The 12,735-nt window shown below is 59.2% G+C and carries 10 protein-coding genes and 1 pseudogene; 9 read left to right on the top strand and 2 right to left on the bottom strand.

Annotated elements, in window-relative coordinates:
• The first annotated feature begins 168 nt into the window (after positions 1 to 168).
• From AC1PQG_RS21480 to AC1PQG_RS21460, 5 genes and pseudogenes are all read left to right on the top strand, one after another.
• Entirely contained in the window at positions 169 to 636 is a 468-nt protein-coding gene (locus AC1PQG_RS21480; RefSeq protein ID WP_481119777.1) for a hypothetical protein, read from the top strand.
• A gap of 710 nt (positions 637 to 1,346) precedes the next feature.
• Positions 1,347 to 1,868: a DinB family protein gene (locus tag AC1PQG_RS21475; RefSeq protein ID WP_481119776.1), complete on the top strand. Its 522-nt coding sequence runs from the start codon at positions 1,347 to 1,349 to the stop codon at positions 1,866 to 1,868.
• A 278-nt stretch (positions 1,869 to 2,146) separates the two neighbouring features.
• The gene (locus AC1PQG_RS21470) at positions 2,147 to 2,833 is read left to right on the top strand and encodes a hypothetical protein (RefSeq protein WP_481119775.1); all 687 of its coding nucleotides are present in this window, start codon (positions 2,147 to 2,149) and stop codon (positions 2,831 to 2,833) included.
• Positions 2,834 to 2,971: 138 nt separating this feature from the next.
• Positions 2,972 to 3,807: pseudogene (locus AC1PQG_RS21465) on the top strand (IS110 family RNA-guided transposase).
• Positions 3,808 to 4,098: 291 nt separating this feature from the next.
• Positions 4,099 to 4,494, top strand: a complete 396-nt coding sequence (locus AC1PQG_RS21460) for a hypothetical protein (RefSeq protein WP_481119774.1) — start codon at positions 4,099 to 4,101, stop codon at positions 4,492 to 4,494.
• A gap of 261 nt (positions 4,495 to 4,755) precedes the next feature.
• Here the strand turns inward: AC1PQG_RS21460 and AC1PQG_RS21455 are convergent, their stop codons facing one another.
• Complete coding sequence (locus tag AC1PQG_RS21455) at positions 4,756 to 4,920, bottom strand: hypothetical protein (RefSeq protein ID WP_481119773.1); 165 nt, start codon at positions 4,918 to 4,920, stop codon at positions 4,756 to 4,758.
• Between the two features lie 99 nt (positions 4,921 to 5,019).
• Between AC1PQG_RS21455 and AC1PQG_RS21450 the strand changes: the two genes are divergently transcribed.
• The 4 genes from AC1PQG_RS21450 (at position 5,020) to AC1PQG_RS21435 (ending at position 11,645) form a co-directional block, all read left to right on the top strand.
• Positions 5,020 to 5,301 carry a hypothetical protein gene (locus tag AC1PQG_RS21450; protein WP_481119772.1) on the top strand — a complete coding sequence of 94 codons (282 nt, stop codon included), beginning with the start codon at positions 5,020 to 5,022 and terminating at the stop codon, positions 5,299 to 5,301.
• Between the two features lie 305 nt (positions 5,302 to 5,606).
• Complete coding sequence (locus AC1PQG_RS21445) at positions 5,607 to 6,830, top strand: helix-turn-helix transcriptional regulator (protein WP_481119771.1); 1,224 nt, start codon at positions 5,607 to 5,609, stop codon at positions 6,828 to 6,830.
• Positions 6,831 to 7,264: 434 nt separating this feature from the next.
• Positions 7,265 to 8,848, top strand: a complete 1,584-nt coding sequence (locus AC1PQG_RS21440; protein WP_481119770.1) for a methyl-accepting chemotaxis protein — start codon at positions 7,265 to 7,267, stop codon at positions 8,846 to 8,848.
• Between the two features lie 34 nt (positions 8,849 to 8,882).
• Complete coding sequence (locus tag AC1PQG_RS21435) at positions 8,883 to 11,645, top strand: response regulator (RefSeq protein ID WP_481119769.1); 2,763 nt, start codon at positions 8,883 to 8,885, stop codon at positions 11,643 to 11,645.
• 83 nt (positions 11,646 to 11,728) lie between these two features.
• Here the strand turns inward: AC1PQG_RS21435 and AC1PQG_RS21430 are convergent, their stop codons facing one another.
• Positions 11,729 to 12,664: a helix-turn-helix domain-containing protein gene (locus AC1PQG_RS21430; protein ID WP_481119768.1), complete on the bottom strand. Its 936-nt coding sequence runs from the start codon at positions 12,662 to 12,664 to the stop codon at positions 11,729 to 11,731.
• Between the last annotated feature and the right edge of the window lie 71 nt (positions 12,665 to 12,735).

Raw genomic sequence — 12,735 nt, 5'->3', positions numbered from 1 at the left:
TGCTTCCCTGCCTCTGTGCGCAGCGGGATGAGTTGGGGCTTCGTGCGGTGCCGATGAATGTCATTGAGATAATCTGTATGTAATATTCGTGGTGTTGCCGTTGGCATTCATGCAGGCGCGGGCCTTCATGGCCACGGCCACATCACTTCAATCTCAAGGAGCTTCACCATGACCCAGAATCTGGTCTCGATCACCTTTGCCCCGGCCGATATCGACGCCATCGACACCATGCTCACCGCGCTCGAAGCCAAGCTCGGCGGCCTCATCACGCTTTCCGCCGACGAGCGCCGCAAGGCTGTCAAGATGGGTGACAAGTCCGAAGCCTTCTGCCGCCAGACCGAGCTGGTGTTGCGCCAGAACCCGGGCATCGTGCCCGGCAATTTCGACCTCGCCGCTTTCCAGCAGGACATCGCCGCCCTCGATGTCCTGCGTCCCTGCCTGCAACGTCTGCGTACCCTTACCGACCGGGCCGACGATACCGAGCTGGCCCTCGGCAGCGACATCATGAGCGCCGCCTACGACGGCTATGCCCTCGCCAAAGTCGGCGGCAAAGGCACCGCCCTCGACACCCTCAAGGAATCCATGCAGACCCGCCTCTCCCGCAAGCCGCGCAGCGCCGCCAAGCCGGAAGCCTGATCGTCCTTCCGCCAGCCGGCCGGCCCGTTCTCCGCGGCCGGCCGGGACGCTGCCAAGACGCTGCAGCGCCCTGGCGATATCCGCTCGCCCCCGGTTGAATCGCTCAGCACCCGCAATCCACCCCGCCAGACACTTCCGGAAGCCGATCCGGCAACCTCCGAACCCGTCCCGACCCTCCGAAAGCTCCTCGTGAGGAGCCCGGCGAGTGTCCTGCCCTATCCGCGAGTCTCTCGCGAGTACCTCCGGGACAGACCACCCCTATCCCGCCGACACTCCCGCCCTATCCGAAAGCTCCTCGCGAGGCCCACCGGGATAGGGGCCGACTGTCCGGGAGCTCCTCGCGAGGAGCCCGGAGACAGGCCCGTCCTATCCCCCGTACCCAAGCGAGGACTTCCGATACAGGACGGACCACCTCGGTGGGGCGCGCGAGGTCCTCCGGGGTACTCGCGAGTACCTCCGGGATAGTCGTGAGTACCTCCGGGATAGTCGCGAGTACCTCCGGGATAGTCACGAGTACCCCAGAGGTGGTCGCGAGCCCATGCGACAGCGGGGCGATCATCTCCAGGACTCCGCTTGGCTCCCTCCCGGACGTCGCCAGTCCCTGTTGAATCAATACATGAGGATAAGAAAACACGTTGACATCATGCTTGCCGCCCTCTATGGCTCGCAGTAGATTCGGACAGGACACGGCACTGGGCAGCGCGCCCAAATTGGACAACGCCATTTTTCTTACCCTCATGCACCTCCACACCCCCCTCAAGTACAAGGCCTGGGCTGATCGCCGGACCCTGGATGCCGTGGCCCAGATCGACCGCGAGATTCATGTCGCTCAGTTCGACTTCGCCAGACAGCAGTTGAATCACATGGTCCGTGTCGAAGAACTGTTTCGCGCCCGGCTCTCTGATGGCGCCGAACCGCATGACTCAACCAATACGCCGGAACTGCCCCTCCTCGAAGCGCTGGCTTCCCGCCTCAGCGCATCGAACCAGTGGCTGCAGGACTACGCCCAGGCCTTGCATCCCGATCACTTCCAACAGCGAATCCACTTCACGTTCGTCGACGGCAAGAAGGGCACGATGAGCCGGGAGGAAGTGCTCTACCATCTGATCAACCACGGCACGTATCACCGCGGCGCGATCGGTCATGCGCTCGATCTCGCCAACGCACCCCGGCCGGCGGACACGTTTACCGTCTTCATTCACGCAACTGAGCCGGATCGCAGAGAGGCCTGACGGGGTGCTGGGGAGCCCACTTGCAACGGCCTGTCGCCATTCCCGGCCGGTTTGAAACTTCAGCTGTACACGATCATCTGTTTCTCAAAACCACACGGTCGATGCTGGCGGAGCGCAAGTGACGTAATTCATAGTGTCCAGCCATACCGGGTGGATACTCCATGGGACGCACTTTTGGCGTTGAGATGGAAGCCTGGTTCTGGCGATTGATTGGCTGAAACTGTTGCTCAGCTACGACGTTCGGCGTCTCTGACACGGATTCGCTTATGGAGTTGATAATGAAGAAGTCCTGCATCGGGAGCATCGTACTGTCGCTGATTTGCGTCTGTAATTTAGCCATTGGCGCTGAAGCATTTGAATTCGAGTCAGTCACGTCTCTTGACGATATGTCGTCTCTGATTCGGTCGAGATTTCCTTTGGGATCATCTCGTACCGATATTCGGCGTGCTTTCGTTGTCGAGGGGAAGGCGACTCAGAAGATCAAGGCAAGCGATTCTGCCGTCGAAAAGTACATCTACGACATCGATTTATGTCGTTACTACATTTGGCGCTGGAACATTTCGGCTGACTACGACGCCAACAATCAATTGCGGCAGGCTTATGTAAATGGAAATCCCGTATTTGCCGATGGAACCCCCAAGAGAATAGTTTCAAAGGTCGCCGAGGAAGGGAAGAAGTCGTCCATCTATCGGGTACAACGTCCGAGGCCAGAGGCTTATAAGGGCGAAAAATCCCTTGGCTTCCTGCTCTTTGATCGTGATAGCGACCCCGCTACCACAGAAGATCAAGCCCTTGTTGGTGCTGGGCCGAGTCGTGCCGACCCCATGAACATGGGCAAGATGGTTGTCTATACCGAGGTTGATCCCTGGCGCTCGATCTTTGATTTCGACACCGTAGATCGAATCGTCCCGTACCGAGGCGACTGCAAGGAGGTCGATAAACAAATGGAGGCCCAGAGGCGGTGACGCCGAACCCATCATTCGAGCGGACCTCGCGCGAAAAGCCGCGCAGGCCGGTTACCTAATGAAATGGTCTCCCCCGCTCGATAGCATGACACTGACGCCCAGGTAGCCATGGGACTGAGATCATCAAGTGGATGTGACATGAAACAGATTGCCCGTATCGGTCTCGACATTGCCAAATTCGTCTTCCAACTCCACGGTGTAGATAGCCACGGCAAACCGGTCTGCAAAAAGACCTTATCCCGTGGTGAAGTCCTGACTTTCTTCGCCAGCCTGCCATCATGTCTGGTCGGCATCGAAGCCTGCGCCGCGTCCCATTACTGGGCCCGGGAACTGATCAAACGGGGGCACGATGCGCGGCTCATGGCGGCGCAACTCGTCAGCCCCTACCGCAAAAGTGGCAAGAACGACGCCAACGATGCCGAAGCGATCTGCGAAGCCGTGGGTCGGCCCAACATGCGTTTCGTTCCGGTCAAGAGCGAAGAAGCACAAGCCATCCTGGCGGTTCATCGTGCCCGTGCACTGACTGTTTCGGAACGCACCGCCCTCATCAATCAGGTGCGCGGCCTTGGCCCGGCAAAGCGAAGCCGCCCAACGGCTGATGGCCATCGAGGGGATTGGCCCTATTACGGCAACGGCTCTGGTCGCCAGCGTAGGCAACGCGCAAGCCGTTCAAGAACGGGCGGCAGTTTGCCGCCTGGTTGGGGCTCATGCCCCGGCAACACTCCAGCGGCGGCAAAACGCGGCTTGGCGCCATCAGCAAGCGAGGGGATGTGGTGCTGCGGACCTTGCTGATTCACGGCACGAGATGGATCTTGCGCTTAACGGCTGGCAAGGAAGACAAGAAAAGCCGCTGGGCCGAGGCCCTGAAATCGAGAGCATGCAACAACGTGGCTGCTGTTGCCTTGGCGGCCAAGAATGCCCGTATCATCTGGGTGATGTTGGCTCGGGGAGCCGAGTACCGAGTGGCCGCCTGAACCATACAGGCTGTCGATCTTCAACCGCAGTACCCGTGATTTCCTACCGTAGGTTTGCGAGCGAAAGTGTTGATGGGATGACGGATAAAACCGACACGGAAAGAGCCTGATAACGTTGTTGGCTGAAGCCAGGCCGTTTACCTAATGAGGCTTCCGTGGTGCGTATGTCATCAGGGCCGGCGCCGACGGGTGCCATAGTAGGCCGGATAGATTCCTGCAGGCTTGTCCATCAAACCAACAGCACATTCATCTTGCAAAATCGGGGGAGTCCATAGATCTACGTTAGCGTGTATGCAACTCCGGCGAGTGGCGTATCGGCTTTTCGAGCATGAAGTCGCCCCAGACTTGGCAAAAGCGATGCCTTGGCATCAGCTCGATGGCGAAGTCATGCTCATCGGCGCTGACGGTGCCGAGTTCATTTCGTGGTGCAGCCAGCCAGTCCAGTACAGCATCGGTACAAGTTCGTCGTCTTTCTTCAGTCCCGAGGTGCTGCGCACCGTTGATCTTTCCTCGCACCCGTTCTGGCGCGATCTAATCGGATGTGAGCTGTCGATGCGCTTCGTTGATTCAATGCACCAAGTCCTTCAAATCGAGAGTGCAGGACATTCCGTTTATATTTCGTCTCAGTACGACGACGATCAATTTCACGGAGACTGTGTCCGTGTCTCTGCAAGCAATCCGCTCTAACTGCGCATTGCAACGGACGGCTACGCCACCCGTTGAATTTCAACGCTGAACGACAGCTTTCGTCAAAGCTCAACGACTGCATTGGGTCGGTAACAGACATTGATCTCACCGGCCCTGATCGTGCGCTCCACTATATAAGCAACCGCCTAATACAACCCCTCCAGCGCCGTTACCGCATTCAGCCGCACGATCCCCACGTGCCTTGCTCTCCGCCTTCCCCTTGACCTCGCCAACTTCCCCCACCCATACTCCCGCCGTCGCCTAAACAGTGGTGACCGGGTTTGACAGCTCGATGAATCCAGGCGGATATCCGGCCGCATTGCGGCCGTTTTTATTCGTCACGCCCTTGGTGCGCCCTGATTTCATGATCAATGGCGGGCTGGGTGGGGTGACGTAGCGTAGCCATCTACCCAGGAGTTCCATCATGGCTGTTCAAGCTCCAGCGCGTGCAGATCTGCACGCCTCTGCTTCATTCCCACCGCCCGCATCGCTTCGTGCTTGCCACTCCGCAAGGAGGGCCGAGCGATGAGTACGTCGATGCAGTTTTCCGCTTCGCCCGACACGCTGTACGAATTGGCCGACAGTGCGAATGCCATGGTCGTCACCGATCAGCTCACGGCCCGCCTCGCGCAGTTGCATGCGATGCTGGCGGCGACTCATGGCAACGCGGGCATTACTTTCCGCCGCCTCGATCATGAGCATCAGGAGCATTACCTGTGGGCCTGCTACATGCTGGCGGCAGAAACGCGGGAATTGATGACGGCGCTGGCGGAGAAGCAGCGCCTTGCGGCGTTGCCGGTCGGGTAGGCATCCGGAGGAGCGGGCCGGATCACCGGCCCCTCACACCCACAACCGATACATCCAGAACGACTCATCCTCGGTGAAGCGGCGGGGTTCGCGGCTCATGTGGACCTGATCGGCGAAGCCTTCGTCCTGGGCGAGGGCCGCCCATTCGAAGGGGCGGCCGTTCTCGTAGCGTTCCCGCGCTGCGAAGAAGATGCACCTCGGTGCGTACGAGGGCCTGCCATTCGCGCAGGGCGCGTCCGCTGAAGATCAAATCAATAAGGCAGCATGTAGTATGCGCGGCAAGAGGAAATCATGAGGACGGTGGTATGTCGATCGAGTCAGAAGAGGGCGCGGCGCGGCCTTCAAAAAATAGTGAATTGAAGATTCCTCAGGGCGAAACACAGGCTGTATCGGAGCTGCGCTCGCAATCAGAGGAACTACGTCATGAGAGCGAGCTGTACTTAAAACTGGCTGCTCAAGCGACCAATCTCGGCGCTTTCAGCCGCGATCTGAAAAATGGCTTGGCCTTTTGGTCCCCGGAAATGCGGGAGATTCTCGGCGTGCCCGACGACTACCCTGATCCTCCTTACAACATGATTCCGGATTTTATTCATCCCGATGACCGTGATTGTGTCCAGGCGAAGTACGAGCGGGTATTCGATCCCACCGGAGATGGCCGGATAGATGATGAGCACCGCATCATAAGACCGGATGGCAGCATCCGCTGGGTCCGACTCATAGGGCAGGCGGAGTTCCAGGGAGAGGGCTCGCGACGGCAGGCTGTTCGGTTGCGAGGGTTTATCCGCGACATCACGGAACACAAGCTGTCGGAGATAAAACTCGCTGAGAGCCTTCACCTGCTGGAGCTTGCGCTTTCAGGTGCCGAATTGGGAACATGGGATATGGATATCGCCAGTGGAAAGTGCGCCTACGATGAACGCTATTCCGCCATGCTCGGATACCAGCTGGATGAGATTGCACCGACGATGGAGGGGTGGATGCACCTTATCCATCCCGATGATCTTCCGGTGGTTAACGAGGCGGTCCGAACCCATATGGCGGGCGAAACGCGCATCTATGAAGCCGAGTTTCGCATGAGACACAAGGACGGACATTGGCTGTGGATTCTGTCCCGCGGGAAGATCACCCATGACGAAGCCGGCCAGCCGATCCGCGCGACAGGAACGCTTCAAGACATCAACAATCGCAAGCGCCTCACGACGGAAGGCAGCGAACTGATCCGCAGAGTCGGGGAGCTCATCGCCAGGCTTGACGGGCAATCCGTTGGACCCGCAAGCGAATCTGCAGGTGGGGCCGGAACCGGGGCAGGAGCGTTGCGGCTCCCGGGTCAGATTCGTTTGAGCGGTCGCAACCGCGAAGTGCTTCAGTTGATAGCAGAAGGAAAAACCACGTCCCAGATCGCTGAAGCGCTGGGGGTCTCGGTCGGAACGGCGGCAACGCACCGGCGCAACTTGATGCGCAAGCTGGGGCTGAAGAACAAAGCCGAACTGATTCGTTACGCTTTCAAGAACAACATCGTTACTTTGTGATGTGAATAGCGATGCACTACCATCTTTCCGGTAAGTATTTACCGGTTTTGGTAGATATCCACTGCTCGTCCAGTTCGATAAGCTCTGATCGAAAGTAAGCGGAGCCGTGCTTCAAGTTGTTACTGTTTCTTTGTCCATCCCGGATAAATTTCCACGTGAGGCGAGAGCGTTGATTGGCTCAATGGATTTGACGAAGAGAAGATCAGGGGGCTGAACGTTCAGGCGCCGTAGCCGAGTGGCTGATGTCTCAGTCACTGAGATCGATTCCGGCGAAGACTTGATTCTTTGATCCCTCGGCGAATGAAATTGTCGTTGGGCACACAGCAGGCAGATTAGTCAAGGGCCGTTGCCATGCAGTACTTGGCGAATGGCAGACCATAAAAACAATTGCCAATTTCTGGCGATTTGTCGTTGTGTGAGATGGGAGGGGGGAAATGACTTCAAATACCTCGGCCGGCGGTTGGACGCTGCGGAAGCGTTTTTCGATTGCGCTGGGAACGATTGCTGTCGTTATCGTGACATCGCTGTATGGAGTGCGCCTCATGGGCAAGGCGGCGACATTCCATTTTCTTGAGCGCAATCACATGGAACTGGCGCTGCGTATCGATGCGGCACTCGCCAACGTTGAGAACGAAGCGAAGAACGCTGGCAATACGCGTATCGAGGACATCGCCGATCAATTGAAGCAGACACGTAAGACCGCTGTTGAAGCCGACAACGAGATCTTTGCCTTTGAACAGTTTCTATTCCGCGCGTTAGGTTTCGGCCCCTTGATCGATCTGCCAAAAAAGGACATCAGCGATGTCGAAGGCATGGAAGGCGTCCTTGCAGCCTATTCGATCAAAGCGGGAGCAATGCCAAGAGAACTGGCCGTTCAGTTACGTCCGGGAATGAACGCCATTCTCGAGAACTCGATTCAATTTGCGCCCCTGACGTCGGACGCAGCGCGTTTCATCAAGATCACGGTCTCCATTCTTTCGCTCATCGGCGCAGCGATTCTGATGGCCACCGCAATCAGCTTGCGGCAACGCACCTTGCAGCCGTTAGCAACGGCGATCGCTGCTGCCCAACGGGTCGCCAGCGGTGATTTGACTGAAGAAATTGAGGCTAGAGGCAACGATGAAGCGGGGATGTTAATGACCGCCCTTGGCTCCATGGTCAGCGCGTTGCGAGAGTTGGTCAAGGAGATCAACACGGGTGCCAACGACGTGGTACAAAATGCGGAACGGATCAGCGTCGCCTCCCGGGAAGTCAGTCTCGCTGCCGAACACCAGGCCGATGCAACATCTGCCATGGCTGCAGCCATTGAAGAACTGACCGTCAGTTCCAACCACATTTCGGCAAGCGCCAGCGATACCGAACAGGATTCGCTTGCTGCAATGACAGAAGCCGCCGAAGGCAGCCAGCGGGTTGAACAGGCGACCATTGCCATTCAGAAGATTGCGGCGACGGTTGCCGAAGCCGCCCGGCAGATTCACGAACTGGAAGATCGGACCAAGCAGGTTTCGTCCATCGCCAACGTCATCAAGGACATTGCCGGGCAGACCAATTTGCTGGCCCTCAATGCCGCCATCGAGGCGGCCCGCGCCGGTGAGCAGGGACGCGGCTTTGCCGTGGTGGCGGACGAAGTCCGAAAGCTCGCCGAACGGACATCATCGGCGACCATCGAGATCGAGCAGATGATCGTCGGCATTCAGAAGGACACCATCGGCGCCGTCTCGGCCATGAACTCCGCACTACCGGAGGTCGAACAAGGTGTCGAACTGGCCGGTTCAGCCTCCGATTCCCTGCGTGCCATTGAAGTCGGGGCTGGCCGTACCCTGGGACGCATCCGCGAAGTGGCCAATGCCACCCGGGAACAGAGCTCGGCGAGCACCTCGATCGCCCAACGTGTCGAGACCATTGCCCAGATGGTTGAGGAAACCTCTTCAACCATGCGGGGCACGGCGGAAACAGCTGATCAACTGGAACTCATTGCCCACGGACTGAAAGGCAAGATCGAACGTTTCCAGGTTTGATATCTGACGAGACAAACTGGTCTGCATCTACGCCATGAGTCAATTCGGCAGATTCAAGGGCCTCTTGCTTCCGGTCTTCGTTGTCATCCTCATGGCGGCGGCGGTTTTGTACTTACTCGGCAGTATTGCGAACATGACAGAGCGCTTGCCTTTGGGGAGCTTGGTCTCGGAACGGAGTTCTTCCGCCTTGCCGCTTGACGTTTCCCGCGTTGATGCTGTGTTGAGTCAATATCTGATGGCAGCCATATTGATCTTCTTCTTGGGGGTTACCTTACTGCTGTTGTTAGCCTTGTTCTTGCAAAGGCAACGCCGTCTCGACGTTATCCGCCGCCACGAACAGCAATTGCGAGCCAGCGAGGAATTGCTGAGCCAACGTACGAACGAATTGGTCTATCGCGAGGCCGTATTCAGCTCACTGTTCGATCACTCGGACTTTCTCATCGGAGTCCTGGACGAGAACCTCAGACTGATCGAGGTTAACCGGAACGCATTGGACATCATTGAGATGCCCGCCGAGAAGGTCATCGGCCGACGCTTTATTGATACCCCTTGGTGGACCGAGGCCGACAAGGTCAAGTTGAATGCGGTGCTGGATCGTGCGCTCAACGGCAGCATGGCCAGCCTTGAAGCGGTACATCCAAGACCCGATGGAACCTGGATCACGGACCTTTTCCACGCCTTGCCGGTACGGGTTGGCGAAAGACGTCTGGTCACGGTCATCGGCATGGACATCTCCGACCGCAAGCAGGCCGAGGCTGCCCTTGAACAAAGCGAAACCCAACTACGCCGCCTGTTTGAGCTTGCTCCGATCGGTATTGCGCTGAATGATCTTGAAACGGGCGCATTTCTTGAAATCAATAGCGCGCTGTATGCCCCAGCAGGTTATACCCAGAAGGAGTTCACGTCCCTCTGTTACTGGGACCTCACGCCCAAGGAGTACGAGGCTCAGGAAAAGCAACAATTGGAGAGTTTGAAAAGGACCGGTCGCTACGGCCCTTACGAAAAGGAGTTCATCCGCAAGGACGGGTGCCGCTACCCCGTATTGCTTAACGGCATCGCGGTGCACGACGCACGAGGACGGGAGCTGATCTGGTCAATTGTTGAAGATCTGACGGAACATAAATGTGCTGTTGCCGAGCTTGAGCAACACCGTTTCCACCTTGCGGAACTGGTCGAGGCGCGTACTGCAGAACTTACCGCAGCCAAGAACGTCGCCGAAGCCGCGAGTCGGGCCAAAAGTACCTTCCTTGCCAACATGAGCCACGAACTGCGTACGCCGATGAACGCCATCGTTGGCCTCACCCACCTCCTGCGTCGTGCCTCGCCGCGGCCGGAGCAGGACGACAAACTGGGCAAGATCGCCTCTTCGGCCGACCACCTGCTGGGTGTCATCAACGACATCCTCGATGTGTCGAAGATCGAGGCCGACAAACTGGTGCTGGAGAAATCCAACTTTGAACTCGAAGCGCTGCTGAACCGCATCTGCTCGATGTTGATGGATCAGGTACGTGAGAAAGGCCTGGAACTGGCGATCGACATCCAGCCAGGACTCAGCTTTTTCAATGGCGATGCATCGCGCCTGGGGCAGGCCCTGTTGAACTATCTGGGCAACGCGGTCAAGTTTACCGAGCGCGGGGTCATTACCCTGCGCGTCAGGCTGGTCGAGGAGGCTGCTGACGATGCTCTTCTGCGCTTCGAGGTGCAGGACACTGGCATCGGTATCGCTCCTGAGGTGTTGGCGCGCCTGTTCCATGCCTTCGAGCAGGCCGATAATTCGACCACGCGCAAATACGGCGGTACCGGTCTCGGCCTGACGATTACCCGCCGCCTTGCGAATTTGATGGGCGGAGAGGCCGGTGTCGAAAGCACGCCAGGTGCGGGAAGCACGTTCTGGCTGACAGCCCGTCTGGCACGGGTCAGCAAGAGCGCGGCGTACGGCCGAATTGCCGAGTTGGAAGGACTGCGTGCGTTGGTGGTCGACGACACGCCGGTATCGCGCCTGGTACATGTCCAGTTGCTGCGTACGGTCGGTGTCGACAGCGAAGCCGTGGCCTCGGGCACAGAGGCGCTCGCAGTCATCATGACAGCGGACCGGGAGGGCCAGCCCTTCGACTTGGTGCTGATAGATTTGAACATGCCCGACATGAGCGGTTTCGAAGTTCTGGCCACAATGAACCAGCAGGAGTTGCAGCACTTTCCCGTTAGCTGGCTAGTGACCGCGTCGGGTAACGAGACCATCGCGGTTGATGCACGCATCGCTGGCTTCGACGAGGTTCTGCTCAAGCCTTTGTCTACAGCCGCGCTGGATGCGGCGCTGCGGACAAGCCTGGATGCCCTGCTGAATACGAAACCCTCCGGGGTGGCAACACCTGCTGCTGCAGAGCCGGATATCACTGCCCAGCTACGGCGCGACCATCACAAAGCACGCTTGCTGCTGGTTGATGATGAGCCCTTGAATCGTGAAGTCGAGCTGAATCTGCTTGAAGACATCGGCTGGAGGATCGACACGGCAGCTGATGGTAAGCAGGCGCTCGACATGGCGACCGAAACTGACTACGACCTGATTTTGATGGACATGCAGATGCCGGTCATGAATGGACTGGAAGCCACGCGGGCGATCCGTAAGCTGCCAAACCGGCAGGCTGTATCCATCCTGGCAATGACTGCGAATGCTTTCAGCGAAGATCGCAGAGCCTGCCTGGAGGCTGGTATGAACGATTTTCTGATCAAGCCCGTGGAGCCCGCGAAGCTGTTCGAGATGCTGCTCAAGTGGCTGACGCAGAAACACAGGAGTTGATGGCTGCGCTGGTGGAGAAACAGCGCCTTGCGGCGTTGCCGGTTGGGTAGGCAACAGGAGGAACGGGCTGGATCACCGGCCCCTCACACCCATAACCGATACATCCAGAACGACTCATCCTCGATGAAGCGGCGGGCGAATTCCGTGGGGGCGAAGCCGGTGATGCGGCGGGATTCGCGGCTCATGTGGGCCTGGTCGGCGAAGCCTTCGTCCTGGGCGAGGGCGGCCCATTCGAAGGGGCGGCCGTTCTCGTAGCGTTCCCGCGCCGCGAAGAAGACGCCTTCGGTGCGCACGAGGGCCTGCCATTCGCGCAGGGAGCGTCCGCTGAAGGTCTTGATGCGCCGTTCGACCTGCCGCGGGCTGTGGGTCTGCCGCCAGTCGCGGGCCTGCAGGGCGAGGCGCTCGACCCAGTGGCGGCCGAGCTGGCGTAGCGACGGCGTGGCTGAGCTGCGCCCCTGCAGGGCCTGCCAGCGGGGGGCCAGGTGTTCTTCCAGCACGGCCAGCGTGGCGGCATCGTCGGGGGCGTGGGCCAGTGCGTCGAGAAAGGGGCGCCAACGGGCGTCCAGCACTGCGTCGGCGGGGACGAAGCGGTCGTGGATGGCGCTCAGGTCCAGGTCGAACAGGGCCCGCGCCACATCGGGGGTGAAGCACACCACGCCGCCGCGCCCGCAGGTTGGCGCCCAGCTTACCCGTGGGCGGGACTGGCTGCCGGAGATGACCACCGGCTTGCCGAAAGGGGTCCAGCGGCCGCGGTCCGCGTCCGGCTCGACGAGTCCGACATCCATCTCCTGGAACCAGGACAGGGAGATCAGCGGCGAGGCCGGGAAGTGTGACAGGCGCTGGGCGTCGCTGAGGGCGACGCCGCGGGTGTCGCGACACAGCACCGCCACGATGGCCCCCTGCAGGGCTGGCGGGGCGGGGTACAGCCGGGACCATGGGGCCGGATCGTCGGCAGGCCGCCGCGGCGCGCGGGTCAGCGGATGGGGGCAGGCGGCGGAGGGCGGCGGGCACGGGGACATGGGCCGACAGTATAGGCAGCGCTGCCGTTGTGGACATGTCGTTTGCGTTCAAGACGGCCCCGTTGGGCGGA

The sequence above is a fragment of the Zoogloea sp. GDB6 genome, from assembly GCF_056724105.1.
The sequence above is the reverse complement of the archived record's forward strand: the minus strand, read 5'-3'. Positions and strand labels throughout refer to the sequence as shown.

Coding starts and splice junctions, on each gene's coding strand:
- AC1PQG_RS21480 (WP_481119777.1), top strand. CDS start 169: ATGACCCAGAATCTGGTCTCGATCACCTTTGCCCCGGCCGATATCGAC.
- AC1PQG_RS21470 (WP_481119775.1), top strand. CDS start 2,147: ATGAAGAAGTCCTGCATCGGGAGCATCGTACTGTCGCTGATTTGCGTC.
- AC1PQG_RS21460 (WP_481119774.1), top strand. CDS start 4,099: ATGCAACTCCGGCGAGTGGCGTATCGGCTTTTCGAGCATGAAGTCGCC.
- AC1PQG_RS21455 (WP_481119773.1), bottom strand. CDS start 4,920: ATGATGGAACTCCTGGGTAGATGGCTACGCTACGTCACCCCACCCAGC.
- AC1PQG_RS21450 (WP_481119772.1), top strand. CDS start 5,020: ATGAGTACGTCGATGCAGTTTTCCGCTTCGCCCGACACGCTGTACGAA.
- AC1PQG_RS21445 (WP_481119771.1), top strand. CDS start 5,607: ATGTCGATCGAGTCAGAAGAGGGCGCGGCGCGGCCTTCAAAAAATAGT.
- AC1PQG_RS21440 (WP_481119770.1), top strand. CDS start 7,265: ATGACTTCAAATACCTCGGCCGGCGGTTGGACGCTGCGGAAGCGTTTT.
- AC1PQG_RS21435 (WP_481119769.1), top strand. CDS start 8,883: ATGAGTCAATTCGGCAGATTCAAGGGCCTCTTGCTTCCGGTCTTCGTT.
- AC1PQG_RS21430 (WP_481119768.1), bottom strand. CDS start 12,664: ATGTCCCCGTGCCCGCCGCCCTCCGCCGCCTGCCCCCATCCGCTGACC.